At 68.1% G+C, this 24945-nt stretch carries 21 protein-coding genes; 14 read left to right on the top strand and 7 right to left on the bottom strand.

Features of this window, described 5'->3' with window-relative positions; all coding sequences use genetic code 11:
* Positions 1 to 22: 22 nt before the first annotated feature.
* Both NMQ11_RS11955 and NMQ11_RS11950 read right to left on the bottom strand, forming a co-directional pair.
* Positions 23 to 1495, bottom strand: a complete 1473-nt coding sequence (locus NMQ11_RS11955) for a S8 family peptidase (RefSeq protein ID WP_255168450.1) — start codon at positions 1493 to 1495, stop codon at positions 23 to 25.
* 101 nt (positions 1496 to 1596) lie between these two features.
* Positions 1597 to 4332 (bottom strand): S8 family serine peptidase, encoded by a 2736-nt coding sequence (locus tag NMQ11_RS11950; RefSeq protein WP_255168448.1) that lies wholly within the window; start codon positions 4330 to 4332, stop codon positions 1597 to 1599.
* Between the two features lie 226 nt (positions 4333 to 4558).
* On the opposite strand from NMQ11_RS11950, the gene NMQ11_RS11945 reads away from it, so the two are divergent.
* Positions 4559 to 5794, top strand: a complete 1236-nt coding sequence (locus NMQ11_RS11945) for a trans-sulfuration enzyme family protein (protein ID WP_255168446.1) — start codon at positions 4559 to 4561, stop codon at positions 5792 to 5794.
* A gap of 71 nt (positions 5795 to 5865) precedes the next feature.
* On the top strand, positions 5866 to 6168 hold the full coding sequence (locus NMQ11_RS11940; protein ID WP_255168444.1) for a hypothetical protein: 303 nt from the start codon (positions 5866 to 5868) through the stop codon (positions 6166 to 6168).
* On the opposite strand, the gene NMQ11_RS11935 is transcribed toward NMQ11_RS11940, so the two are convergent.
* Complete coding sequence (locus NMQ11_RS11935; RefSeq protein ID WP_255168443.1) at positions 6169 to 7206, bottom strand: M48 family metalloprotease; 1038 nt, start codon at positions 7204 to 7206, stop codon at positions 6169 to 6171. It lies immediately after the preceding gene.
* 126 nt (positions 7207 to 7332) lie between these two features.
* Between NMQ11_RS11935 and NMQ11_RS11930 the strand changes: the two genes are divergently transcribed.
* From NMQ11_RS11930 to NMQ11_RS11905, 6 genes are all read left to right on the top strand, one after another.
* On the top strand, positions 7333 to 8403 hold the full coding sequence (locus tag NMQ11_RS11930; protein WP_255168441.1) for a DUF4129 domain-containing protein: 1071 nt from the start codon (positions 7333 to 7335) through the stop codon (positions 8401 to 8403).
* Entirely contained in the window at positions 8400 to 9071 is a 672-nt protein-coding gene (locus NMQ11_RS11925; protein ID WP_255168440.1) for a DUF7269 family protein, read from the top strand. The genes NMQ11_RS11930 and NMQ11_RS11925 overlap by 4 nt, the downstream gene beginning before the upstream one ends.
* Entirely contained in the window at positions 9068 to 10321 is a 1254-nt protein-coding gene (locus NMQ11_RS11920; RefSeq protein WP_255168438.1) for a DUF58 domain-containing protein, read from the top strand. The genes NMQ11_RS11925 and NMQ11_RS11920 overlap by 4 nt, the downstream gene beginning before the upstream one ends.
* Positions 10318 to 12003: a DUF7519 family protein gene (locus NMQ11_RS11915; RefSeq protein WP_255168436.1), complete on the top strand. Its 1686-nt coding sequence runs from the start codon at positions 10318 to 10320 to the stop codon at positions 12001 to 12003. The genes NMQ11_RS11920 and NMQ11_RS11915 overlap by 4 nt, the downstream gene beginning before the upstream one ends.
* Positions 12004 to 12181: 178 nt before the next feature.
* Positions 12182 to 12772 (top strand): 50S ribosomal protein L15e, encoded by a 591-nt coding sequence (locus NMQ11_RS11910; RefSeq protein ID WP_255168426.1) that lies wholly within the window; start codon positions 12182 to 12184, stop codon positions 12770 to 12772.
* Positions 12773 to 12883: 111 nt separating this feature from the next.
* On the top strand, positions 12884 to 13318 hold the full coding sequence (locus tag NMQ11_RS11905; RefSeq protein WP_255168425.1) for a universal stress protein: 435 nt from the start codon (positions 12884 to 12886) through the stop codon (positions 13316 to 13318).
* A gap of 102 nt (positions 13319 to 13420) precedes the next feature.
* Here the strand turns inward: NMQ11_RS11905 and NMQ11_RS11900 are convergent, their stop codons facing one another.
* The gene (locus NMQ11_RS11900) at positions 13421 to 14131 is read right to left on the bottom strand and encodes a phosphoribosyltransferase family protein (protein WP_255168424.1); all 711 of its coding nucleotides are present in this window, start codon (positions 14129 to 14131) and stop codon (positions 13421 to 13423) included.
* Between the two features lie 91 nt (positions 14132 to 14222).
* The gene (locus NMQ11_RS11895; RefSeq protein WP_255168423.1) at positions 14223 to 14894 is read right to left on the bottom strand and encodes a helix-turn-helix domain-containing protein; all 672 of its coding nucleotides are present in this window, start codon (positions 14892 to 14894) and stop codon (positions 14223 to 14225) included.
* 92 nt (positions 14895 to 14986) lie between these two features.
* Between NMQ11_RS11895 and NMQ11_RS11890 the strand changes: the two genes are divergently transcribed.
* Complete coding sequence (locus NMQ11_RS11890) at positions 14987 to 15613, top strand: methyltransferase family protein (RefSeq protein ID WP_255168422.1); 627 nt, start codon at positions 14987 to 14989, stop codon at positions 15611 to 15613.
* 940 nt (positions 15614 to 16553) lie between these two features.
* Positions 16554 to 16916 carry an iron chaperone gene (locus NMQ11_RS11885; protein ID WP_255168421.1) on the top strand — a complete coding sequence of 121 codons (363 nt, stop codon included), beginning with the start codon at positions 16554 to 16556 and terminating at the stop codon, positions 16914 to 16916.
* Between the two features lie 122 nt (positions 16917 to 17038).
* Here the strand turns inward: NMQ11_RS11885 and thrS are convergent, their stop codons facing one another.
* Positions 17039 to 18985, bottom strand: a complete 1947-nt coding sequence (gene thrS / locus NMQ11_RS11880) for a threonine--tRNA ligase (RefSeq protein ID WP_255168419.1) — start codon at positions 18983 to 18985, stop codon at positions 17039 to 17041.
* A gap of 314 nt (positions 18986 to 19299) precedes the next feature.
* Between thrS and NMQ11_RS11875 the strand changes: the two genes are divergently transcribed.
* The 4 genes from NMQ11_RS11875 to NMQ11_RS11860 all read left to right on the top strand — a co-directional run bounded on the left by NMQ11_RS11875 (position 19300) and on the right by NMQ11_RS11860 (position 23728).
* A complete protein-coding gene (locus tag NMQ11_RS11875) occupies positions 19300 to 22047 on the top strand; it encodes a bacterio-opsin activator domain-containing protein (protein WP_255168409.1) in 2748 nt (915 codons plus the stop codon).
* A gap of 82 nt (positions 22048 to 22129) precedes the next feature.
* A complete protein-coding gene (locus NMQ11_RS11870; protein WP_255168407.1) occupies positions 22130 to 22339 on the top strand; it encodes a rubrerythrin-like domain-containing protein in 210 nt (69 codons plus the stop codon).
* Positions 22340 to 22385: 46 nt separating this feature from the next.
* Positions 22386 to 23087, top strand: coding sequence for a ribulose-1,5-bisphosphate 5-phosphatase (locus NMQ11_RS11865; RefSeq protein WP_255168405.1), 702 nt, complete (start codon positions 22386 to 22388; stop codon positions 23085 to 23087).
* Positions 23084 to 23728, top strand: a complete 645-nt coding sequence (locus tag NMQ11_RS11860) for a ribulose-1-phosphate aldolase (RefSeq protein ID WP_255168403.1) — start codon at positions 23084 to 23086, stop codon at positions 23726 to 23728. The genes NMQ11_RS11865 and NMQ11_RS11860 overlap by 4 nt, the downstream gene beginning before the upstream one ends.
* Here the strand turns inward: NMQ11_RS11860 and NMQ11_RS11855 are convergent.
* Positions 23716 to 24858 (bottom strand): aminopeptidase, encoded by a 1143-nt coding sequence (locus tag NMQ11_RS11855; protein ID WP_255168400.1) that lies wholly within the window; start codon positions 24856 to 24858, stop codon positions 23716 to 23718. The genes NMQ11_RS11860 and NMQ11_RS11855 overlap by 13 nt on opposite strands.
* Positions 24859 to 24945 lie beyond the last annotated feature (87 nt).

Here is a 24945-nt window from a genome sequence, read left to right as displayed (position 1 = left end):
GTGTCTCGGTCGGTAGCCGTCGCTACTCCTCGTCCGCCAGGTCGACCTCGTCGAACGTCGCCAGCTCGCCGTCCTCGGCGCGCTCCACCGCGGCGAGGGCGTCGACGTACCCCGCGCCCGCGTTAGCGGCCGTGTAGTCGGCCGTTCCGTCGGACTCCTCGAGGCCGTCGGCCGCCGCGGCGTCGGCGGTCGCCTCGAGGGTGGTGATCACGTCGATCGGATCGGGGTACTCGCCGTGGCGCTCGTAGTAGGCGTCGATGACGAGGGCGGCGCAGCCGGCGGCGACCGGGTTCGCCATGCTCGTCCCGGACATGAGGCCGTAGTAGAGCTCGTCGTCGTCCTCGAGCGCCCACAGCGGCTGGGCCGGGTTGAGCGTGCTCATCACGTCGTTACCCTTGGCCGCCACCGACGGGCGGTTCAACTCGAGCGTGCCGAGTTCGCCCTCCGGAACGCCGCGGTAGAGATCGGTGAGGTTCTCCAGCGCCTCCCGCCGGTCGTGGTTTCCGTCCTCGGCACCGCGCGAGGAGAAGTCCGTGATCGACTGGTCGGCGTGGGTCGCAGCGACGCTCAACGCGTAGGGGGCCTGCTTTCGCTGGCCGAGCGTGTCGTCGTCGGGGCCGTCGTTGCCCGCCGAAAACGTGATGAGGACGCCCTCCTCGAAGCACTTCCACATCGCGACGTTCAGCGGGTCGTACGGGTCGTAGTCGCCCGGCCCCGCGCCGTAGGAGTTCGAGGCGACGTGGATGTCGTGGTCGCCGGAGCGCTGATTCGAGAGCAAGTGATCGTACGCCGAGACCGTCTTCAACACGGTCAACGAGGCGTTCGCGGAGTACGATGTCAGGGTGACGTCGGGCGCCATCCCGCGGTACTCGCCGTCGCTGGCCGAGCCGTCGGCGCCGACGCTTCCGCTGCAGTGGGTGCCGTGACCCACGTCGTCGGTGTTGACGAGCCCGGCGTCGATCCAGAGGTCGCCCTCCTCGGCGAGCGGGTCGCCGACCCACTGCCAGTTGGCCTCGAGGTTCCCTTCGAGGTCGGGGTGGGCGCCGTCGATTCCGGTGTCGACGACGGCGACGTGGGCGTTCTCGCCGGTGTACTCGGTCTCGAGTCCTTCGCCCGCCTGAACGTCCTTCGCACGCGTGTCAGGGCGGGCGTCGTCGTGCTCGAGTTCGAGTTCGCGGTTCGGCGAGAGACGCCGGACCTCGGGCCAGCCGGCGACCGTCGAGAGCTGATCGCCGCCGAGCAGGCTGTAGGCGATCGGAAGCGCCTCGAAGGCGTAGTAGCCCTCAGCGAGGTCGAGTTCGCCGAGTCGGTCGACGTCCGCATCGTCGTCGAAGACGATCAGCGACTCCTGGAGGTCGTCGACAGCGAGGTCGAGCCCGTCGCCAAGCGTCGCCGCGGCGCTTCCGCTGAGCGCGACCGCGCCGGCGCCCGCGGCGCCGACGAGTCGCAGGAACCGTCGTCTGTTCGATGCCGTCGTGGGTGTGTCGGAGTTCATGGTGTCGGTGTGTGGTCGGTGTGGGCAGTTCGCACGGACTGGTGCGTTCGTGAGAGCGGTGCGTCGTTGGCGTCGCGTCGAAAAGTCCGAAACCGCCGCGTCTACGTCTCCTGGGCGATCACGGTCACGTTCCGCTCGGTGCCCGAGACGGTCGTCCACTCGCGGTCGGTGAGCGTCCCGTCGTCGTCGGTCTCGGCGGTGACGGCGACCGGCCCGAAGGTGTAGCGGTCCGAATCCGCGACGTCGTCGGGCGCCTGGGCGAAGTGCGTGAGCGCCTCGTAGGCCTCCTGTGGATCGTCCACGCCGAAGTAGACGTGCGTGCCGCCGCCGAACGCCGGCGTCGTCGCCTCGACGTCGCCGTGATCCTCGTCGACCTCCCACCCCTGGGGGACCGTGTCGCGGACGATGACCGACTCGCCCTCGGGGTGGCGCACATCGGCGTCGATCTCGGAGCGGCTGGTCTGACCGCCGGTGAAGACGGTGGCGTCGGCTTCGGCGGTTCCGTCGACGACGAGTCCGGCTTCACTGAACGCCGTCTCGAGGTCGAGGTGGGCGCGGCAGTCGAAGCCGTTGACCAGCCCCGGAACGTTCACCAGCTTCGCGACGACGTAGAAGACCCGCTCGCCGCCGTTTGCCTCGAGGTCGTCGATCGAGACGCTGGTCGAGACGTCCGCCTCGCCCTCGAGGCCCGCGTCCTTGTCGACGACCGTCGGCTCCCCCGTCTGGCCGTCGGGGTTCTGGGCGTCGTAGAGGAACAGGTCGACGTGCGGGTCGCCGCGCGTGGCGCTCGAGTTGCCCCCGCTGTAGTGGCTGAACGCGACGGTGGCGTCGAGTTCGCCGGGATCGGTGACGCGGACGTGGCCCGCGACGGCCCGCTCGTCCTCGGGGACGGCGAGGCCGACGGTTCCCGACACCGAGTCGTCGGTGAGATCCCGCGTGACGGCGTCGATCGCCGGGCCAACGTTCGCACGACCGTAGCCCTCGTACTGGTCGCGGCTCCCGAAGGTGTACCGGGGCGCCTTCGCCCGGTGGTACGGTGCGGCGGTGAGTGCGGACTCGGTCGCGGTCGCCAGCAGCACCTGTTTCAGCCGGAGGACGTCCTCGCGACCGGTGTCGGCGGGTTCGGGCAGCGCGATCGCATCCGGCGCGTCGAACTCCATCGCCTCGGCGACGAGCCCGGCGATTCCGGCTACCGAGGGCGCGGCCATGGACGTTCCCGCTTTACCCGTGTAGTCGCGCACGCCGTCGCTGCCGTCGCCGTCGGTGTTCGCCCCCGAGAGCGGCGACTCGAGTGAGAGGTCGAGGCTCACGTCCGACAGCGTGTCGAGGACGGAGTCGGCGAGTTCGAACTCGTACTCCGCCGGCCCCGTGATCTCGGGGTCGAACGTCGTTCGCGGCTCGAGATCCGAGTCGTCGAGGTCGTCGAACTCCTCGACTGGCTCGAGTTCCGCCGTCGCGAGGTCGTCGTCCGGTTCGGTTTCGGTGACCTCCTCCTCGGGGTCGCCCTGGAGGGCGGCGAGGTCGGGGACGTTGAGCGTCCCGCCCGGTGCCGTGACGTCCGGTTTCGTGTACGGCTCGTCGTTCTCGTCGATGCCGCCGATCCCGCCCGAGGAGTACGCGGAGATGCCGTCCCGGGCGCCGGTCGCGACGACCGAAATCGCCTCGCGGACCACGGCGGGTGCGCCGTTCCCGCTGGCGGGCGTGGCGTCGTTGCCAGCCGCGGCGACCGAGAGGATGCCGTCGTCGGCCAGCTCGCCGATCGCGTCCGGAACGTCGTCGAGTCGCCCGCCGAGGGCGCCGAGAGGCAGGCCGCCGACGTACCCCCACGACATGTTCACCGCGCGGACGTTGAGTTCCGCAGCGAACGCCTCGGCGTGATCGCCCATCTCGAGAGTCGGCTCGCCGAGACCGGACAGCGACACGATCCCCGCGTTGGGAGCGATGCCGGCGTGCAGCGAGCGGTCGCCGTCCGCGGTTCGGTCGCCCGCGGTTTCGGTCGGATCGAGGAACGCGCCGACGGCGACGCGCTCGACGGTGCCCGTCGTGAGGAGTTCGCCCTCGAGTGCGCGAACGTGGACGGTGTAGGTCGCCTCGCCGTCGTCGTGGACCGTCGGCGTCTGGGCGACGACGTTCTCCTCGAGGCTCGTTCCGACGAGGTCGCTCGAGGTCGTCAGTTCCTCGCCGTCGGGACCCTCGATGGCGATCTCGACCAGTTCGCCGTAGACGCTGGCGAAGACGCCGGTTCCCGCGGCGGCCTCGACCTCGTAGCTGAGGACGTCGCCTAACAGCAGGGTCGCCCGCGGCTCGTCTTCCTGATACCTGTCGGCGTCGATGGCGCTCGCCCGGCCGCTGCCGGCCATGATCGAGGCGACGTGGGTGCCGTGGCCGTTCGAGTCGCGCGGGTGCGAGTACTCGCCGTAGCGGTCGATGTCGTTGTGCCAGCCGACGAGTTTGGTGGTGTTCGAGGTGACCCGCCCCCCGGTGTTCGCGAACGGATTACCGTCGATCTCGAAGCCGTCTTCGGTCGAGATCGTCGCGCCGCTCCACGGACCGAGATCGGGGTGGCGCGAGTCGGTTCCGCTGTCGGTCAGCGCCAGCGGCCGGTCGCTTCGACCGCGATACCCCCGCTTCCAGGCGTGTCTCGCCTCGCGAACCCGGACGTTCAGGTGCTGCGGATCTATCTCACCCTCCCCGGTGGATAGCGCCGCCGCCGAGTCGCTCGAGAGCCCGGTTCCCGCCACCAGGCCGACGCCCGTCGCCGCGCCGAGTTTCAATACGCCGCGGCGCGTCACGTTCTCGGTGGACGGCTCCGTCCCTTCGCCATCGGTATCAGTCATGACTCGTGCTGACGTATGACTTTCCTGCTAATAAATTATTTTGACAAAGTCATCCAACTGTGCTTGTTAACTGTACACTCGGTCATAAATTTCGAATGGATTTTATAACGTTTCTAACAGGCTACCGGCCACCACTTCGAGGCAATAGTTGCGAGTAATAGTAGATGGAGGATAATATTACCGAATTATGGGAACGTATTACTCCCCGGTGGCCGTGAGTGCGGGCATGGCCCGCGACCGCACGTTCGAAACGCTCGCCGTCACCGAGGGGGAACACCCGTTCGAAACGGGGAGCGAGGCCGGCGACGTCACGTCGCCGATCCACCTCGCGTCCACCTACGCCTTTCCTGGACTGGACACCGAGATGAGCCTCGAGGACGTCGACCCCGACGCCGGCGAGTTCGTCTACTCCCGGCTGTCGAACCCGACGCGCCACGCCCTCGAGAGCCGCCTCGCCGCCCTCGAAGGTGGCGAGCACGCGATGGCGTTCTCCTCGGGTACCGCGGCGATCTTCACGACCGCCCTCTCCTGTGTCGAACCCGGCGACCACGTCGTCGCCTTCGACGACCTCTACGCCGGCACCCGCCGGATGCTCGAGGACGTCTTCGAGGCGCGCCTGGGCGTCGAGGTGTCGTTCGTCGACGCGACCGAGACGGCCGCCGTCGAGGACGCGATGCGCTCCGAAACCGAACTCGTCTGGATGGAGACGCCGACGAACCCCACACTCGCCCTCTGCGACGTCGCGGCGATCGCGGAGGTCGCCGACGAGTACGACGCGACGTTCGGCGTCGACAACACGTTCGCGAGCCCGTACTTCCAGCGCCCCCTCGAGCTCGGCGCCGACGTCGTCGCTCACAGCACCACGAAGTACCTCAACGGCCACTCCGACTCCGTCGGCGGCGCGGTCGTCACGAACGACGACGACCTCGCCGAGGAACTCCGGTTCCAGCAGCAAGTCGGCGTCGGCGACATGCTCGCCCCCTTCGACAGCTACCTCCTGCTTCGCGGGCTGAAGACCCTCCCGATGCGGATGCGCGAACACGAGCGCAACGCGACCGCCGTCGCCGAGTTCCTCGAGGGCCGCGAGGAGGTCTCGCGGGTGTACTACCCCGGCCTCGAGAGCCACCCCCAGCACGACCTCGCCCGCGAGCAGATGGACGGCTTCGGCGGCATCCTGAGCTTCGAACTCGAGGGCGACATCGACGACGCGAAACGCTTCCTCGAGGCGCTCTCCGAGTTCACCCTCGCGGTCTCGGTCGGCGGCGTCGAGAGCCTGATCGAACTGCCGGCGGGAATGACCCACGAGCCCCTCGCTCCCGAGCAGCGCGCGGCGCTCGGCATCTCAGATACGCTGATTCGGGTATCCGTCGGCGTCGAGGGACTCGAGGACTTGCTCGCCGACCTCGAGTCCGGCTTCGACGCGGTGGCCCGACAGGCGGCGAACGCCGCCGCGGACGACTGAGTCCGACGCGGGGTCGGCGACGAGCGCTCACTTCATCGGGGTTAAGACCACGGCGTTCGTAGCTACCCTCGATGAAAGGACCGGGGATCCTCTGGATGCTCCAGACCGCCGCCGGGCTGTCGATGGCGGGTCCGATGTTCATCATCGGCCTCGAGTTCACCCGCGACGGCCAGCTCGTCGGCGGCGTCGGTTTTTTCGCGCTGGGAGTCGTCGCCCTCTACTTCCCGACGTGGCTGCTCGGTCGGATCGGCGGCCCCCGGGCGTGGATAGCGCGCCGACTCGAGCGGCGCAGAGCCGACGACGAGGAGGCCGAGCAGGCCGAGTCTGAGTCCGAGCGGCGTCCCGGTCTCCTCGAGCGGTTTCGAAGCGACTGATCAGACCGCCCGCTCGAGTTCTACGGCCACCTCGCGCAGCCTCGCGATCCGTTCTTCGGTCGGCGGGTGCGAGCGGGTCTCGACGCGGAACCCGTCGTCGTCGCCGCGTTCGAAGCCGTGGGGGAGCAGGCACATCCCCTCGAGCCCGGCGTAGGCCCGCCGGGCGTCCCGCTCCGGCGTCGTGATCGTCTCGTCGAGGGTCGCCAGCGCGCTCACGAGCGCTGCGGGGTTGCCGGTGAGGCGCGCGCCGTCCCGGTCGGCAACGAACTCGCGCGACCGAGAGAGGCGACGGCTGAGAAAGACGATCAGCGTCGCGAACAGTCCCAGGAGGACGCCGCCGACGACGACGGTGAGCGCGACGGCGACGCCGAACTGTGCGAGCCCGGTGAGCGAGCCCAGCGGCGCGTCGATGAACGCCGAACTGAGGAGGTAGCCGCCGAGCAGGGCGGCGCCCCAGACGACCGGCCGCTGGGGTTCTGGAACCGTCTCTTCGAGCAGCGAGTACTCGTCGGAGACGAGTGCCGGCAGGAACGAGGCGAGCGTCATCACGAGCGCGTCGCGGTTCTTCAGGTGGACGAGTTCGTGTGCGATGACGGCGTCGAGTTCGTCCCCCGAGAGGGTCTCGACGAGTCCGTCGCTGACGACGACGGTCCCGGTGCGGAGGCCGCCGACGGCGAAGCTGTTCGGGACGTCGGTGTCGGCGATGGCGACCGCGGGGACGCGCATATCGGCCAGCGAGGCGAGGCGGGTCACGCGAGCGTGGAGGTCGGGGTGGGTGGCGGGGTCGATCGGGTCGGCGTCGGCCTCGGCGAGCAGCTCCCGGCGCGTGTACTGTAGCTGCGCCCAGAGCAGCACACAGAGGACGAACCCGCCCAGCACGGCGTAGCGCGCGGCCGTCGACGCGAGGCCGAGGGTGGCGAGCACGCCGGCGAGCCAGGGCTCGAGGAGAGCGGCGACGACGAGCGCGAACGCGAGGTCGATCAGCACGACGAGCGCAACGGTGGCGCCCATCTGTGCCGTGAGGTCGTCTCTGCCCATTCGTCTCTCAACGTTCGAAGTGTTAGACGAAAACAGTTTCGCCAGCAGTAGTCTGTGTGTTCGGACCGTCGTTCGTATCGTGATTTGAGAGAAACACATTTATCCCGACAGTATGCAGTTATGCGTGTGGGATACAACCTCCGCTTCGCTGCCCTGATCGCCTGTTGTGTCCTCGCGGTCGTCGTCGCCGCCGCGTTCTTCCCCGCCGCCGGCTACGGCGACGCCCCCGATCGGGAGGCCGTCGAGAGCGACTACTACGCCGACACGGAGAACGAGTTCGACTTCGGTATCGACCTCACTCCCCCCGAACGCGACGGCTCCGCGACCGACGACGAGGACGACAGCACCGACACGGATACGGAACGCGACGAGGAATCGGACGACGAAAACGAGAGCGACGACGAGTCGCCGGCCGGCAGCTCGGACGGCTCCTCGAGCAACGCGCTGTTCGAGGGCGCGATCGGCTGGCTGTTTCTCGTCGGCTTCGGGGTCGCCGGTCTGGTCGTCTGCTGGCGGCTCACCGACCCGAAGACGGGCGAGATCCCCGATCACGAGCTTCCGGAGGGGGTCCTCCCGACGATCCAGTTCCGACTGCGGCGCATCCCCCAGCTGACGATGGTCGCGACGATCGGCGCCTCGCGGGCCGTTCCCGCCCTCCTCGACGGCGTCGCGAGCACGACTCGAGACGTCGGCGCCGGGGTCGGCGCCGTCGCGCGAGACGTCGGCCGCGGCCTCGCCGGCGCAGCCGTCGCCGTGCCGGTGGCGCTCGCGGCCACCTCGCGCGGGTTCGGCTCGCTGTTCTCGCTGTCGCTCACCGACGGCGCCTCGTCGCTGCTCGGCGGCGTTCGAAACCGGACGCGGCGGTCCCGGTCGTCGACGCCGGCGGAGCGACCGACGGCCGAAGACGACGAGTCCGCCCCGGAGGAGCCGGAGTTCGGTCCCCGCACCATCGAGGAGGCCTGGGAGGAGATGGCCGCCGCCGTTCCGGTCTCCCGCCGAACCGTCCGGACGCCGGGCGAGTACGCCCGAGCGGCGGTCGAGGCCGGTCTGCCGGCCGAGCCGGTTTCTCAGCTCACCGAGGCGTTCCGGGAGGTCCGCTACGGGAACTTTCCGCCGTCACCGGATCGAACGCGGCGCGCGCGAACGGCCTTCGAGCGACTCGAGGACGGACGTGACGACGAGGGTGACGACCGATGAACCGCTCGCTGGTCGCCGCCGGAAGCCTGCTCGGCGGGGGCGCCCTGCTGGCCGCGCTCGCGGTCGCGGTGCTCGAGCCGTCGTTCGCCCAGCTCGCGCTCGTCGGCACCGACTGGGTCGTCTTCGCCGTCGCGAGTAGCGCCCTCACCCTCGGGATCGTCGGTCTCGCTCGCGTGGGCAGGTCGCCCGACGCCGCGGCCCTTCCCGAGCGCGCGACCGAACCGACCCGCGAGCACGCCCGGGTCACCGAGCCGATCGACCGGTCGCTCGACCGCCCGGAGCTCGAGGAGACGACCGCCGAAGCCGGCCGGCGCGCCTACCAGCGCCGGCAGGCGAGGGCGGCGATCGAACGCGCAGTCACGCTCACGCTCGTCGAGCGCCACGGCGTCTCGGAGGCGGCTGCCGACCGTCGCCTGCGTGACGGCTCGTGGACGGACGATCCGCGAGCGGCGGCCTACGCGAGCCCGGCGGTCTCGCTTCCGCTCCGCCTGCGTCTGGAGGACTGGGCGCACGGTGCGCGCCGTCAACGCGGCCTCGAGGCGGCGATCGCCGCCGTCGACGCGCTCGCGGCGGGCAACGCGGCCGACGAGACGCCCGCACCGACCGCGAACTCCCCGGAACCCGCGCCGGAGCCGGCGTCGGAGCTCGAGCTGGAGGGCGAGCGATGACCGCGACCGGCCGCTGGGAGGTCGGCCTCGTCGTCGCCCTCCTCGCGAGCGGTATCGGCATCGTCGCCGGCAGCGCCGCGGTCTTTCTCTCGTCGATCGTCGGCCTCGCGTACGTCGCCTACGGCTACACGACCCGGCCGCCGCCGGCCGAGTTCGCGGTCGAGCGGCTCCTCGAGCCGGCGTCGCCGCTGCCCGGCGACGACCTCGAGGTGGTCGTCCGGATCACCAACGAAGCCGACGAGGCCGTCGCCGATCTCAGGTTCGCCGACGAGCCGCCGGCGGCGCTACCGGTCGTCGATGGCGACATCCGCGGCGTCGCCTCCCTCCAGCCCGGCGAGACGGCGACGCTCGCGTACACGCTTCGCGCGCGCCGCGGCGAGTACGCATTCGGCGACGTCACGGTCGTCGCCCGGAACGTGAGCGCGAGCGACGTCGAACGCCAGCGGTTCGAGGGAGACGACCGCCTCGAGGTCGACGACGCCCTCGAGCGCCTGCCGCTCGCCGGCCAGACGATTCAACACCCCGGGCGGGTCGAAACCGACGCCGGCGGAACCGGCACCGAGTTCTACTCGCTCCGGGAGTACCAGCCGACGGACCCGATGAACCGGGTCGACTGGAAGCGCCTCGCCCGCGACGGCAGCCTGACGACCGTCGAGTTCCGCGAGGTGCGCGCGGCGAGCGTCGTGGTCGTCGTCGACGTCAGACGCGCGAACCGGGTCGTCCGCGAGGCGGGCGAACTCGACGGCGTCGCCCTGTCGAAACACGCCGCGGGTTGGCTCGTCGACGCGCTGCTGAGCGAGAACAACCGGGTCGGGCTCGCGCTGTACGGCGCCAGCGGCGACTACCTGCTGGCGCGCAGCGGGCGCGACCAGCGGGCCAGAGCCGCGAAACTGCTCGAGGGCGAGTGGGACGGCTCCTTCGGTCGCCCCGCGTGGCTGGCCGCCGCCGACGACCACGTCGACCGCTTCTGTCGGCACCTCGAGGACGACAAACAGCTCGTCTTCGTCACACCGGCGCTCGACGAGGCGCCGCTCGCGTCGGCACGGCGGTTTCGCGCGTACGGCCACCAGGTGACGGTGGTCTGCCCGACGGTCGCGGACGTCGACTCGCCGGGCGGGCCGGTCGAGCGAATCGCCCACGAGCGCCGCTTGCGCGGGCTCAGAGAACACGGCGTGCGCGTCCTCGAGTGGGCGCCCGACGAGTCGCTCCACGTCGCGACCGAACGCGCCAACCGACGGTGGTCACGATGAACACGCGAGAACCGAATTCGACGGGCAGCAGCGATCTCGGAACAGCGACGATCGTCCTCGCGACGGTCGCGACGATCGGTCTGGGCGCCGGCATCGGCGCGGGCGTCGCCGGACCGTTTCTCCCGGCGACGATCGCCGCCGCGGTCGCCGGCGTCGCCGTCGGCGCGAGCCTGACGCTGCTGCAGTCGTCGTCGCTCCCCCGACAGACCCTCGGGAGCTGTGGGCTCCTCGCCGGGCTCGCGCTCCTGGCGCCGACGGTCGCCTACGCGGGGCTGTTCGCAATCACCGCCGGCGTCGCCACGGGCGCGACGACGATCGCGCTCGCGCCGGGTTCGAGCTTCCGACGCCCGGTCAGTCGTTCGCTCCGGGCGTCGGCGGTGTCGGCCGCTGTCGTCGTCGCCGCCGGACTGTTCGCTCTCTCGGGGAACGGCGGCTACGTCGGCCTGTTCCTGGTGGGACTGCACGCCGGAATCACGACCACGCCGTTTATCGCGTTCGTCTCGCTGCAGGTGCTGGCGATCGCCGCCCTGCTCTTCGGGGCGGCGAGCGTCTCCGTTCTCGAGTCGGCCGTCCCCGACCGGGCCGACCTGCCGGACGTCGAGGCGCTAATCGAGAGCGCCGCCGAGCTCCCGACGGCGCTCCAGTACGCCTACGCGGGACAGGTGCTGCTCTGGTTCGTTCCGGGGTTCGCCGTCGTCTTCGAGTCGACGCTGGTCTCGCTCGGCCCGGTCGGCGCGGCGATTGCGACCGCGCTCACGTCGGGCGTGCTCCACGCCGCGGTCGGCGCCGTCGTCCTCCTGGCGGTCCTCGTCTGTCTCGGCGCCGCGTTCGCCCCGTTCGCCCAGCTCTGGCTCGAGCCCTACCCGCTGCGAACGCTGGCGTTCGCCGCCGGCGGCGTCCCCGTCGCACTCGCAGCGCTCGCAGCAATCGCGCTCGGTCCGACGGCGGCTGGCGACAACCTGACGCTGCTCTGGCTGCTGGTCGGCGTGTTCGCCGCGGCGTTCGTCGCCGTCGAACTGCTCGCCCGGCGGGTGGCCGGGGCCGACTGGCGCCGGCGGACGCTCGGGGTCGGCGCGCTCGGCCTGTTCGCGACGACGGTCGTGGCCGCGCTCGCGGGACTCGAGGCCCTGTTCGTGTTCGTCGGCGTCGCCGCGTCGATCCTCGTCTGGGACGTCGGCGAGAACGCGCTGTCGATGCGCGGCGAGTTGGGTCCGGGCGTCGACTCCCGACAGACCGAACTCGTCCACGCGATGGGGAGCGCGCTGGTCGGCGTCGTCGGCGTCGCGGTCGCCGCCGGGGCGGTGTACGGGATCGGCACCGTCGCGCCGCCGACGTACCGCTGGCAGGCTGTCGTCCCGGTCGCGCTCGCACTCGTGGCAGTCGTTGCGTTCGCCGCCGCGCTCCTCGGCAGCGACTGGCGGGGGTCCGGGCGCCTCCGCGAGCGGTTCCGGTGGCGCCGGCTGGTCCGGTTCGCCCGGTCGGCGCTCACGCATCCGGTCGCGGTTCCCGTCGGCGGGACGCTCGCGCTCGCAGTCGTCATGATCGGAATCAGCGGCAGCCAGTACGCGCCGCTCGTGTTCTTCCTGATCGTCGTCGGGGTCCCGATCGGCCTCCTGGCGTGGGTCGAGTTGAACACCGACCGCTCCATCGGCGACGTCCCGAAGAACCCGCCCCGGATGTAGCGACCCGGCTCCCGCGCTTCGAAGCCCTTATACTCGCCAGTTGGATAGACACAGACGACTCGCTGGACTGCGGGCGACAGCGGGCACCTGCACGGCACCGCCACAGGTCGGGATGTGGGGCGCTCGAGGATCGTCGATCCTCGCCGCTCTGAACCAGGAAACGCCCGCGGAAATACACATGGCACGAAGCTTCTACTCCCACATCAAGGAGGCATGGAAGAACCCCGGCGACGGAAAGCTGGGAGAACTGCAGTGGCAGCGAAAGCAGGAGTGGCGCAAGCAGGGCGCGATCGAACGCATCGACCGCCCGACCCGCCTGGACAAGGCTCGAGAGCTCGGCTACAAGGCCAAGCAGGGCGTCGTCGTCGCTCGCGTCTCGGTCCGCAAGGGGACCGCGCGAAAGCAGCGACACAAGGCCGGTCGCCGTTCGAAGCGCCAGGGCGTCCGCCGCATCGGTCGGCGCAAGAACATCCAGCGCATCGGCGAGGAGCGCGTCTCCCGGAAGTATCCGAACCTCGAGGTGCTCAACAGCTACTGGGTCGGCGAGGACGGCTCCCAGAAGTGGTTCGAAGTGATCCTCGTGGATCCGAACCACCCCGCGATCCAGAACGACGACGACCTCAACTGGATCTGCGACGACGCCCACACCAACCGCGCGTTCCGCGGGCTCACCAACGCGGGCAAGGCGAACCGCGGGCTCAACACTCGCGGCAAGGGCGCCGAGAAAGTCCGCCCGTCGAACAACGGCGGCCAGGGTCGCGCGAAGTAGCGCCGCGCCGATTTTCACCGGTTTCGTCCCGCAGCGCCGCGCCGACGTTCCGCGCGGCGACACTCGAGGGCCGGGCGGACACTTATTTCGAGTGCCGGCGTACCACCGGGTATGGCGAACCACGTTCTCGTTCCAGTCGACGACTCGGACCGCGCAACGCAGGCCCTCGAGTTCGCCTTCGAGGAACACGCCGACGCGACGATCACCGCGTTACACGTCATCGACCCCGGCGAGTTCTACGCGGCGACGGGGATCGAAGGCGGCGCGATGGCGAACTACGACCAGATTCGCAAGAACCACGAGGACCGCTCCGAGAAGCTGCTCGAGGCCGCTCGAGAGCGAGGCGAGGCCAACGGGATCGAGATCGAAACCGACCAGGTCATCGGCGGCGTCTCGCGGTCGATCGTCGACTACGCCGACGAACACGGCGTCGATCACATCGTCATCGGCAGCCACGGTCGGACCGGTGCGAGCCGGATCCTGCTGGGGAGCGTCGCCGAAAACGTCGCCCGCCGCTCACCGGTTCCGGTGACGATCGTTCGGTGAACCACCCGTTCTGACCTCCTCACTCGAGACGGATTTCCTGCACGAAATTGCAGGAGGCCCTGTAGGTTCCTCCGATAGCGACGACGCGAGGTTCCGGGGACTTCAGACCGTCGTTAGCGCACCCACCGGTGCGTCGGTTCGCTCTCGAGCGCGCTCGATCCCGTCGTCGCCGGCCGCGATGAGCGCGAAGACGCCCGCGACGTCGGCCTCCGCCGTTTCGACGATGTCCAGCAGCAGTTCCTGGGTCTCCCCCGAGCGGATGAGGTCGTCGACGACCAGCACCGAGTCGCCGTCACTGATCGCCGCGGCGGGGAGGTAGTAGGTGAGCTCGATACCGGACTCGAGGCGCTCTCTGGCCTCGATAAACTCCTCGACGGCGGTCTCCTTGCGTTTCTTTGCATAGGCACAGCGGGTGCCGTAGTAGCTCGCGAGGGAGGCCGCGAGGGTGATCCCGTCGGTCGCCGCGGTGAGGACGAGATCCGGCCGGCCGAACTCGAAGGCGTCGGCCGCGACGGGCGCGACGAGGTCGAGAAACGACTGGTCGAAGACCGCGCCGGAGTTGTCGACGTACCCCTCCTCGTCGACCCGGATGCGTTCGCCAAGTTCGGCCGCGAGCGCCTCGTAGCCGACCTCCCCGACGACCTCTCGAGCGCGTTCGGTCCCCGGCAACACGTGGCCGTTGACGTACCGGTTGAGATCGCCCGCCGGCAGCCCCGTCTCGGCGGCGAGTTCGTCGTACGTCCGGGTCTGCTTCAGCATTCGCAAGACGTCGACCGCCCGCAGCTGCAGGGCGGCCTTCTCGGCTCGGTTCATACGAATATGCACGATTCCACAAGTATGGCTATTTCGATCATCACGGCGTACGAGATCACCACGAACGTGGGCTGGCGGGCGGGTCGGTTCGCTACCGCCGATAGCGCCCGATCAACCGCCGGACCAGCCGCGCCTGGGCCTTCTGGAGCAACAGGGCGGCCGTACTCGAGGCACAGCCCAGTTCGGCGGCGACCGCCTCGACGCCGCCTTCCCGGGGGATCTCGAAGTAACCGACGGCGAGGCCGGCCTCGAGTGCCTCGAACTGGCGGTTGGTGAGCGCGTCCGCCACGGGTGCGTGTCTGCGGTCGTACTCTCCGATTGCCTCGACGGCGACGTCGATCTCCTCGGGGAGCCCCTCGAGCAGCGCCCGTAAATTCTCGCCGGTGCCGACGACCGTCATCGAGAAATCCGCCCGTTCGTCGTAGACGATCGGCGGTACGACGACGAGGTCGAGCGCGGTGAGGCCCGCGCGCCACGCTCGGTCCTCCTCGCGGGTTTCCTGGCAGACGTAGAGGTAGAATGCGTCGGCGTCGATCGGCGTCAGGTCGTACCACCGGATCGAGTCCGCGGCCTCGAGCGCCCGCTCGTAGGGCTCTCGGTCGGCCTCAACGTAGAACAGTTCGTACTCGAGACGGGGCGCCTGTGTATCGACGTTCCAGGCCTGGAGTTCCTCGTAGCGGACCGCCTCTTCCTCGCGGATGAACCGCTGCATCGGGTGGAGCATCCAGTCCGGCTGGGAGAGCCACATACTGAGGTACTTCATCGGGGTTCGGCCCGAGACAGCCGCCGTGAGTATATAAAACCGCTAGTGTGTCCGCAAGAAGTCCGAGGGCTCGGGCGCGACAACGAACGGCTATGTTCGACTGGCTCTCGCTCGAGTCCTCGACGCTCGCTCTCGTGGTCGCGGCCGTCGGGGCCGGTGCGCTGCTCGCGAACTTCGTCGGCGTGCTCGCCACGATGGCGGGTCGCGCGAGCTACTGGCCTCCCGGGGAACGGGGCCGGCAGTTTTACCTCCAGTGGACGCTCGCCCAGACGTTTACCGTCGCGTTGCTCGTCGTTGCGTACCTTGACTGGGGCTCGCTTGGACTCCCGCGGCTCCTCACGGTCGCTGCCGGCCTGGCGCTGTTCGTTCCGGGGTTCGCCGTCGCCCTCGCCGCCGGCTTCGACCTGGGCACCGAGGAGACGGCGGGACTGTCCGGCGAGTTACGAACGGGGGGCTGGTACCGGTACTCGAGGAACCCCCAGTACGTCGGCTACATCGTTGCGAGCGTCGGCTTCGCGCTGCTCGCGAACTCGATACTGGTCGCGGTGCTCTGCGCGCTGTACGTCCTCTGGTGGCTCCTCCTGCCGCTCGCCGAGGAGCCGTGGCTGCTCGAGGAGTACGGGCCGGCCTACGATGAGTACGCGGCGCGAACGCCGCGGTTCGTCGGCCGACGAACTGTTCGGGAGTTGTTCGGAACGCGAGGCGAGCGCCCCGCATGAGTACAGACTGTCTACTGTACGTCGGTACCGGTGCAACCACAGCGGCTCTGTCGAAACACATCTACAGTGATACATTTCAGGAGTTGTGCTGAATGCACAGCGCGAATGTGGCACGGGCTGAGAGTCGATCTACGAAGGGGAGTGATCGGTCAATACAGTCTGTAGACGGAACACACTATTCGGTCGATACTAGTGTGGAAAATGAGCCGTATCCGTGCGATGGAGGATAGTATACTGCACTCAGAGACGGAGCAAGCTGAGTGCTTCTCGGAGGTGGTACATCGTTTCGTCGTTCTCACTGCGTTCAAGTGCCTCTGAAAGATGATATTCAACACGATTATCCCGTTTCTCAGCCTCCTCTCCCTCTAATTCGACTGCCGGTCCATTCGTTGTATTTGTATTGTCATTCATCTGATTCATACATATCAAAACACGGCCTCTGTCCATTTATACCCGCGATATTTTCACACAGTATTGCTGTTTTGATTAACTGGGTGAACGTCGTCTCCCGTCGTTCAGTTTGCAGTTTCTAAACTGGGTGACTCAGAGGAAATCATGCGAAATAAGTGGAGTCGTCGTACTGCATACAACCTCTGTATCTTGCACGCTCTTCTGACAGTGCTTCGGTAGTTCATCCAGTGTCTGCTGAATAGATAGCGCGAATGTGGCACTCGGTAGAGCGCGATCTGCGCGAAGGGTCGGACGCTCAGTACAGGGTAGGAAGATAGCGGAGAAGCAATCGATCTCACTCGTACTGTCAGGAACTGGCTGTTAAATAGAGAGGATGGGTTCAGCAACTCATCATGCTAGACTTTTAATTTGAACCTCAGCGTGGGTGACATGGTCGATATCCGTTATTCTGGAGGATGACTGTAGGCTCTGTCATTCGTCGGTTTCAATAAGAAAGAGCGGGTCGTATAGAGACCACGGTGACCGTGGAATGTCAAAGCCAAAAGACGTCGATTCATACATAGCCAATGCGGATACAGAAGCCCGTCCAACACTGGAAGAACTCCGCGAGATAATCAAATCAACTGTTCCAGAAGCCGAGGAAGAAGTCAGCTACAACGTGCCGTTCTATACGTTTCATGGCACTCACGTTGGAATTAGCGCAGCCAAGAACCACGCTACATTCGGCATTGGTGCCGGCACACTTCAGAGTGAAGATCGAAAAATGCTCGAAGAAAAGGGGTACAAAACCGGAAAAGAAACCATACAAATCAGATACGACCAAGCGGTGCCAACTACAGAGATAACCCAGCTTCTGGAAGAGAAGGCGGAAGAAGCCAAAAAAGCACAGTAGCCGAGACGGTGCTATTCAAAGGATCGGGGGTGATCGCATCTTTATGTCAATAATAATGTGCTTCAACAGATTCACTACAGACCGGTTGCGGTTGCGACGAAAAATCGCGACAGCCAACCGTCTCAATCGGACAGGAAGTCCGGTTCCGGACGCTTCTCGTCGCGTTCGGCCTCGAGATGGCTTCGGAACTCATCAATTTCGACGTCGTACTCCTGCTCCTCGAAGCGATCGCGCACCGAGATGTTCCCGGCCTCCTCCTCGTTGTCGCCGACGATGATCTGGTAGGGGACCCGGTCGTCGTGGGCCGCCCGGATCTTCCGCTCTAGGGTGGCGTCGCGGTCGTCGACCTCGATCCTGAAGGCGTCGAACTCGTTTTTAACCCGGTGGGCGTAGCCCAGGTTGTCGTCGGAGATCGGCAGCACCCGCACCTGCTCGGGGGCGAGCCAGAGCGGGAACTTGCCCTCGAAGTGTTCGATGAGCATCATGAAGAAGCGCTCGTAGGAGCCGTACAGCGCGCGGTGGATCATCACCGGTCGGTGCTCCTCGTTGTCCTCGCCGACGTAGGAGAGGTCGAAGCGTTCGGGCATGTTGAAGTCCAGCTGGACCGTCGGGCCGTCCCAGCTCCGGCCGATGGCGTCCTTGAACGCGAAGTCGATCTTCGGCCCGTAGAACGCGCCGTCGCCTTTCTCGAGGTCGTAGTCGTAGTTTCGCTTCTCGAGGACGGCCTCGAGTTGCTCCTCGGCGCGCTCCCAGATCTCGTCGCTGCCGACGGATTTCTCGGGCCGGGTCGCCAGCGCCATCTCGTACTCGAGGTCGAACGTCTCTAAGACCTCGACGATGACGTCGATGATCGCCTCGACCTCGCGTTCGATCCCGTCGGGTTTGATGAACAGGTGGCCGTCGTCGATCGTAAAGGCCCAGACCCGCGAGAGCCCCGACAGTTCGCCGCGCTGTTCCTTCCGATACACTTTGCCGTTCTCGGCGTAGCGGATCGGCAGGTCGCGGTAGGACCAGGAGTGGTCCTGGAAGATGGCGGCGTGGCCCGGACAGTTCATCGGCTTCAGGCCGAACTCGTCGTCGCCGACGTCGAAGATGAACATGTCGTCGGCGTAGTTCTCGTAGTGGCCCGAGCGGTGCCAGAGGTCCGTCTTGAAGACGTGGGGCGTCTCGACGTAGTCGTACCCCGCCTCCTCGTTTAGTTCCTCGACGAAGCGCTCCAGTTCCCGCAGGATCGTCTTCCCCGGCGGGTGGTACAGCGGGAGGCCGGGGCCCGTTACGTCCTGGATCGAGAACAGGTCCATCTCGGTGCCGATCTTGCGGTGGTCGCGCTCCTCGGCTTCCTCCATCCGGGTCAAGAACGCCTCGAGATCCCCGTCGTCCTCGAAGGCCGTCCCGTAGATCCGCGTCTGCATCGGGTTCTCCTCGTCGCCGCGCCAGTACGCGCCGGCGATCTCGAGCAGTTTGACGACGCCGATCTCGCCCGTCGAGGCGACGTGCGGGCCGGCACAGAGGTCCTCCCACTCCCCCTGGCTGTAGAAGGTGACCTGCTCGCCCTCCTCGGCGAGTTCTTCCAGTAACTCGAGCTTGTAGGGCTCGTCGGCCAGGCGCTCTTCGGCCTCTGCGACGGAGAGTTCCTCGCGCTCGATCTCGTAGTCTGCGGCGATGATCTCTGCGATCTCGCGCTCGAGGGCCTCGAAGTCGGACTCGTCGACGTCGAGGTCGTCGAAGTCGTAGTAGAAGCCCTCCTCCGTCGGCGGGCCGATCGCGAGTTTGACGTCCTCGCCGAACTGGCGTTCGACCGCCTGGGCGAGACAGTGCGCGGCGGAGTGGCGCATGACCTCGAGATACTCGTCGGACTGGTTCGTGACGATTTCGAGGCGGGCGCCGTCGTACACTGGCTGCTCCTTGGCGACGAGTTCGCCGTCGAGTTTGCCGGCGACCGTGTCCCGGCCGAGGCCGGGACCGATCTCGTAGGCGCAGTCTGCGACCGTCGCGTCGGGAGCGACCTCGAGTTCTGAGCCGTCCGGTAGTACGACCGCTATTCCTCGCTGTGATTCTGGTTCTGACATGGCTGTGGGTGTGCGTTGATAGCTGCTGGTCTGGCGCCCGGAAAGTCGGCAACGACCGGGGCTGTCGGGAGCGCTCGGGCTGGCGTCGCTACCGCCGGCTGGTCGGTTCGGGTCGACACAACACGGGGTAGGTGAGAGTTAATAGCGGGCGAGAGCCCCTGTAAAGCGGACACCTACCATCGTGGCTACGGATAGTCCGGTTCGAGATAAAAGCGTTGTGATGGTCTGCGAGCGGTTCGACCCCGAGCGAGATCGGATCGCCGTGGCTGAACCGACCGGGGGAGATATGTGTCAGTACTGGCTACCGAGGGCGCATGGAACCGGAAACTGGGGTCGACGGTCCCGTCCTCGTCGTGGGCCCGCCGGAGTGGCGCCGCGACGTCGTCGCCGCCCTCGAGCCCGCACCGGTTCGGACCGCCGGCGATGGAACGGGGTCGCTCGAGCACATAGACGGCGCCGGCGCAGTCGTCGTCTACGGCGCGGACGGCGCGGCTCTCGAGTGGCTCGATACCCTCGGCGACCGGCAGTCGTCGCTGCCGGTCGTCGTCTGCGTCGACGCGCTCTCCGGCGACCTCGCGAGTGCGACGGCGGCGAGGGCGAACGTGACGCCGCTCCCGAACGACGAACTCGAGTCGGTCGGGACCGTTCTCGAGGCGGCGCGGGAACCGCTCGCCGACGAACGCGAACGCACGGAGCGGGCGCGACTGTTCGACGCCGCGTTCGACGACGGCGACCTCCGGTGGGTGCTCGACCGCGAGGGGACGGTTCTCCGGGCGAACCGGACGGCAACCGCGGCCGTCGACGGCGACGTGGAGTGGTTCGCGGGGGAGCCGTGGTGGGACGGCCCGTGGTGGACGGCCGGCGACACCCAGGAGCTTCGGGCGCGGGTGCGCCGGGCGCTGGCGGGCGAGGAAGCCAGCCTCGAGACGACGGCGTTCGTCGATCCCGATACGCGAGCGACGGTCGAGGTGAGCGTTCGCCCCGCAACCGAGGGTCGCCTGCTCGCGACGGCGATCGACGTCAGCGAGCGGGCTGCACTCGCCGAGCGACTGCGCCGCTCGGAGGAACTCCACCGGGTGACGCTCAACAACATGACCGACACCGTCCTCGTCACCGACGACGAGGGGCGGTTCACCTACATCTGCCCGAACGTCCACTTCATCTTCGGCTACACGGTCGACGAGATCGAGGCGATGGGGACGATCGACGAGCTCCTGGGTTCGGACCTGTACGACCCGGACGAACTCCGCGAGCGGGGCGTCCTCACGAACCTCGAGTGTACCACCCACGACAAGGCCGGCGACGAGCACACGCTGCTGGTCAACGTCAAGGAGGTCTCGATCCAGGAGGGGACGACGCTGTACAGCTGCCGGGACGTCACGAAGCGAAAGCAACGGGAGCGAGCGCTGTCGGCGCTGCACGACACGGCCCACGACCTCTCGTACGCCGAAACCGCCGGCGAGATCGGCCAGGTCGTCGTCGACGACGCGACGGACGTGCTCTCGACGGACGCGGTGGCGCTGTACCGGTACGACCAGTCGACGAACCTGCTCCGGCCCGACGCTCGCAGCCCGTCGATGGAACGTCGGTACGGTCCGCTTCACCCCGTCGAACCCGGCGACTCCGATCTGGGCCGGGCGTTCCTGACTGGCGACCCCGTCCCCGACGCACGGATCGGAAGCGAGGTCGACGGCGGTCGCGCGCTGGGCGTGTCGCTTGGCGACCACGGCGTGTTCGTCGTCGGCGACGAGGCGATCGACGACGTCACCCGCGAGGTCGCCGAACTCGTCGCGACGACCGCCGAGGCCGCGTTCGATCGCCTCGCTCGCGAGGAGGAACTCCGCGAGCGCGACCGTCGACTCAGCGAGCAGAACCGCCAGCTCGAGCGGGCCAACCGGATCAACGACCTCATCCGGGAGGTCGACCGGGCGATCGTCCGGGCGGAGACCCGCGAGGAGATCGAACACGCCGTCTGCCAGCGTCTCGTCGGCGCCGATCGCTTCGCCCTCGCGTGGATCGGCGAACACGCGGGTTCGGGGGAGGTCGTCCACCCGCGGGCGTGGGCCGGCGCGGACCGGGGCTACCTCGACCGGGCGTTCGAGAGCGGCGGCGACCCGCGAGAGCCGTCCGTCCGGGCGGCGACGGAGAACGCGCCCTGTGCCGTCGACAACGTGGCCGACGCGCCCCGCGCCGCGCCGTGGCGAACCGCCGCGCTCGCCGCCGGCTTCCAGTCGGTCGTGAGCGTCCCGCTGCTGGCCGACGATGCGAGCCACGGCACGCTCACCGTCTACGCGACCCGCGCCGACGCCTTCGACGACGTCACCCGCAGCGTCCTCGGGGAACTGGGCCAGACCGTCGGCTCGGCCATCAGCGCCGTCGCGCGAAAGGACGCGCTGCTCGGCGACCCGGGAACCGAACTCGAGTACCGGGTCGACCGGCCCGACGACCTGTTCGGCCGGCTCGCAGCACGCACGGGGACGACGCTCACCCTCGACGGCGTGATCCACCGCGAGGACCGGGTGCTCGCGTTCGTCACCGTCGAGGGAGCGCCGCCGGCGCGCCTCCTCGAGGCGGCCGACGGCTTCGCGGACGTCCTCGGCGCCCGGACCGTCACCGACGGCGAGAACGGCGGCGTCGTTCAGCTGCGACTCCGACCGCCGTTCGTCGCGACCGCGCTGGCCGACCACGGCGCCGAGTTGCGCGAACTCGTCGCCGACGCCGACGAGTTGCGACTCGTCGTCGCCGTCTCTCCCCCGGTCGCGACGCGCACCGTCGACGACCTCCTCACCGAGCGGTACCCGACCGCCGAACTCCGCGCCCAGCGGGAGCGTTCCCCCGCCGATCGGACCGTCCCATCGACGTTCATCGACCGGCTGACGGACAGGCAGGCCGAGGTCGTCAGGACCGCCTACCACGCCGGCTACTTCGCGTCCCCGCGCGAGAACACGGGCGAAGCCGTCGCCGATACGCTCGAGATCTCGCCCCAGGCCTTCTACGAGCACATCCGCGCCGCACAGCGCAAGCTCTTCGACGCGGCGCTCGACGGTCGATCCGGAGCATAGTTTATTATTAAACCCTCCTGCACTCTCGCCCATTTAACTGTAAACGGGAGTCACTTTCCCCGCTCGGCAAAAATTGCAGCGTATGGACTCTCAATCCGCTGTGCCAGACGACAGCGCCGACCGCTCGAGCGACGACGCCCGTTCCCGACTCTGGGACGTCGGCTACGAGTCGGCGGGCGAGGTCGAGTACGAGTGTCTCGACTGCGGTCTCGTCGTGGTCGCGGACGATCACCCGCTCACCTGCCCGACCTGCGACGCGGCACTGCGGAACCGCTCGATGCCGATCGAGTGACGACCGAGACCGATACGCGTTTTTCTCTCGCCGGTGAGGGCGTCCTATGAGCGTCGACGCCGTCCTCTTCGACTTCGACGACACGCTGTACCCCTACTCCCCCTGCAACGAGGCGGGGAAGAGGGCCGCCCACCGGGTCGCCCGCGAGCGGGGTTACGACCTCGAGCGCGAGGCGTTCGAGGAGTTCTACCGAACCGGTCGCCGGGACGTCAAGCTCGACCTCGCCGGGCGAGCGGCCTCCCACGAGCGCTACCTCTACTTCAAACGGGCCCTCGAGAGACGGACGGGAACGCCGAAACCCGGCGACGCGCGGGCGCTGGGCGAGGCCTACTGGGAGGCCTACGTCGAGGCGATGGCGTTGTTTCCGGGCGTCGAGGAGACCCTCGAGACCCTTCGCGAGAACGGGATCGCCGTCGGGGTCACGACGAACCTCACGACCCACGTCCAGCTCCGGAAACTCGAGGCGGTGGGTCTCGAGCCCTACCTCGACGCGCTCGTCACCTCCGAGGAGACCGGTCAGGAGAAGCCGGCGTCAGTGATGTTCACCCTCCCACTCGCTCGCCTCGACTGCCGGGTTTCGCGGGCGGTGATGGTCGGGGACAACGTCGACGCGGACGTCGTCGGCGCGAACGCCCTGGGACTCGAGACGGTGCTGTGGAACTGGGAGGGCGACGGCCCGCTCGAGGGCCAGCGCGCCCCGGACCACAGGATAGATGCGTTCGAAGCGCTAACCGAGGTGGTACTGTGATTCTCGAAGACGAGCGCAGACAGGTCGTCGAGCACGCATCGGAACTGGCCTCGCTCACCCCGGGCCGGACGGGGAACCTGAGCGTCCGCGGGGCGGGCGACGACGCGGACGCCTTCGCGATCACGCCGACGGGCGTTCCCTACGACAGCTTCGACGTTCGAGAGACGCCGGTCGTCGGCGTCGACGGCGAGCGCCGCGACGGCGAGATGGCGCCCAGCAGCGAGGTACCGATGCACAGCTCGATCTACCGCCGGGAGGACGTCGGTGCGATCGTCCACACCCACTCGCCGTGGTCGACGGCGATGGCGGTCTGTCACCACTCGCTGCCGCCGATCCACTACATGATCGTCGCCGTCGGCAAGCGCGTCCCCGTCGCGGAGTACGCCCCCTACGGGACCGACGAACTCGCCGAGAACATCGTGACGGCGATGGCCGAGGCGGAGTCGACCGCCTGCTTCATCGAGAACCACGGCCTCGTGGTGACCGCCGCGAACCTCGAGACCGCACTCGAGAACACCGTCCACGTCGAGAGCCTGGCTCGATTGTATCTGCAGTCGACGGCCGCCAGCCTCGAGCCGAAGACGCTGTCGGACGCGCAGCTTGAGACGGTTCTCGAGCAGTTCGAATCCTACGGGCAGTAATCCGTTACGCCCGTGGCCGATCCGAAACCCGGTTCGGGCGTCTCGTCGAACTCGTCTTCGAACCAGAAGGCCCCGTTTCGCTGGATCACCTCCCCGTCGACCTCGATGTACGAGTCGCGACTCACGTCCGCGAGAACGTCCGCGTGGACGGCGCTCTCGTTGAACGGTCGATCGTCGGGGACGCATTCCTCCATCGCGCACCCGAGCGCGAGGTGGACGGTCTGGCCCATCTTCTCGTCGAACAGGATGTTGTCCGTGATCTGATCGATGCCGCGGTTCATTCCGATACCGAGTTCCCCGACGCGGCGCGCCCCCTCGTCGGTCTCGAGCAGGCTCGTCAGCGCCACTTCGTTGTGGCTCGCGGCGTGATCGACGACGACGCCCTCCTCGAAGACGAGGGTCACGTCGCGAATCTCCCGCCCGTGTCGGTAGAGCGGCACGTCGAAGCGGATCTCCCCCTCGACGGAGCCGGGGTCCGGCGACGTGGCCACCTCGCCGCCGGGCATATTCTCCCTCCCGCCGTCGTTGATCGTCGTCATCCCGGCTATCGAGAGGCGAAGGTCGGTGTCGTCGCCCGAGACGAGTCGCACCGCGTCCGCATCGTCGAGCGCGTCCGCCACCCGCTGCTGGCGCTCGCGCTGGCCGTCCCAGTCGCGATCGATCGCGCCGTACACGTAGTCGGCCCACGCCTCGGTACTCAGCTCCGCTCGCTGGGCGTCCGCGGGCGTCGGGTGCTGGGTGATCACCCACCGGGTCTCGAGGCGCTCCTGAAGAATCGGCTGCTTCGCGCGACTCGAGGCCCGCCCCTTTGCCGAGTCGACGTCGCTCCCTTCGGCGGCGTTGCTCGAGGCCTTGACCAGAATAACGACGTCCGTTTCCCGCATCGCCGCGAGCGCGTGATCCTTCGTCGCAAAGTCTTCGGCGTCCATCGCGCGGGCGTAGGCGCGGCCGGCACGCGGGTTCAGCCACTCGGTCATCGGGTGCGCGCCGCGCTCGCCGATCCGCTCGTAGAGGGCGACGACGAGGTCCTCGGCCGGCCTCGGTGCGCGGACGAGCACGGTGTCTCCGGACCGGATTTCGGTGCAGTAGTCGACGAGGATCTCGGCGTGGCGCCTGACTCGATCGTCCATACTCGACCCAGGGAAGGTCCCCACAAAGATGTCTGCCAGGCGGAACGAAAGTGAAAGTGAACCGGATCGGGGGCGCGACGGGACGCG

This window comes from Natrononativus amylolyticus, assembly GCF_024362525.1.
In the GTDB taxonomy this organism is placed as follows: domain Archaea; phylum Halobacteriota; class Halobacteria; order Halobacteriales; family Natrialbaceae; genus Natrononativus; species Natrononativus amylolyticus.
Note: the sequence above shows the minus strand (reverse complement) of the source record. Positions and strands in the feature narration are given on the sequence as shown.

Bases quoted from the DNA above. Each gene is read 5' to 3' on its own strand.
- NMQ11_RS11955 (WP_255168450.1), bottom strand. From the start codon at position 1,495: ATGAACTCCGACACACCCACGACGGCATCGAACAGACGACGGTTCCTG.
- NMQ11_RS11950 (WP_255168448.1), bottom strand. From the start codon at position 4,332: ATGACTGATACCGATGGCGAAGGGACGGAGCCGTCCACCGAGAACGTG.
- NMQ11_RS11945 (WP_255168446.1), top strand. From the start codon at position 4,559: ATGGCCCGCGACCGCACGTTCGAAACGCTCGCCGTCACCGAGGGGGAA.
- NMQ11_RS11940 (WP_255168444.1), top strand. From the start codon at position 5,866: ATGAAAGGACCGGGGATCCTCTGGATGCTCCAGACCGCCGCCGGGCTG.
- NMQ11_RS11935 (WP_255168443.1), bottom strand. From the start codon at position 7,206: ATGGGCAGAGACGACCTCACGGCACAGATGGGCGCCACCGTTGCGCTC.
- NMQ11_RS11925 (WP_255168440.1), top strand. From the start codon at position 8,400: ATGAACCGCTCGCTGGTCGCCGCCGGAAGCCTGCTCGGCGGGGGCGCC.
- NMQ11_RS11920 (WP_255168438.1), top strand. From the start codon at position 9,068: ATGACCGCGACCGGCCGCTGGGAGGTCGGCCTCGTCGTCGCCCTCCTC.
- NMQ11_RS11915 (WP_255168436.1), top strand. From the start codon at position 10,318: ATGAACACGCGAGAACCGAATTCGACGGGCAGCAGCGATCTCGGAACA.
- NMQ11_RS11910 (WP_255168426.1), top strand. From the start codon at position 12,182: ATGGCACGAAGCTTCTACTCCCACATCAAGGAGGCATGGAAGAACCCC.
- NMQ11_RS11905 (WP_255168425.1), top strand. From the start codon at position 12,884: ATGGCGAACCACGTTCTCGTTCCAGTCGACGACTCGGACCGCGCAACG.
- NMQ11_RS11900 (WP_255168424.1), bottom strand. From the start codon at position 14,131: ATGAACCGAGCCGAGAAGGCCGCCCTGCAGCTGCGGGCGGTCGACGTC.
- NMQ11_RS11895 (WP_255168423.1), bottom strand. From the start codon at position 14,894: ATGAAGTACCTCAGTATGTGGCTCTCCCAGCCGGACTGGATGCTCCAC.
- NMQ11_RS11890 (WP_255168422.1), top strand. From the start codon at position 14,987: ATGTTCGACTGGCTCTCGCTCGAGTCCTCGACGCTCGCTCTCGTGGTC.
- NMQ11_RS11885 (WP_255168421.1), top strand. From the start codon at position 16,554: ATGTCAAAGCCAAAAGACGTCGATTCATACATAGCCAATGCGGATACA.
- thrS (WP_255168419.1), bottom strand. From the start codon at position 18,985: ATGTCAGAACCAGAATCACAGCGAGGAATAGCGGTCGTACTACCGGAC.
- NMQ11_RS11875 (WP_255168409.1), top strand. From the start codon at position 19,300: ATGGAACCGGAAACTGGGGTCGACGGTCCCGTCCTCGTCGTGGGCCCG.
- NMQ11_RS11870 (WP_255168407.1), top strand. From the start codon at position 22,130: ATGGACTCTCAATCCGCTGTGCCAGACGACAGCGCCGACCGCTCGAGC.
- NMQ11_RS11865 (WP_255168405.1), top strand. From the start codon at position 22,386: ATGAGCGTCGACGCCGTCCTCTTCGACTTCGACGACACGCTGTACCCC.
- NMQ11_RS11855 (WP_255168400.1), bottom strand. From the start codon at position 24,858: ATGGACGATCGAGTCAGGCGCCACGCCGAGATCCTCGTCGACTACTGC.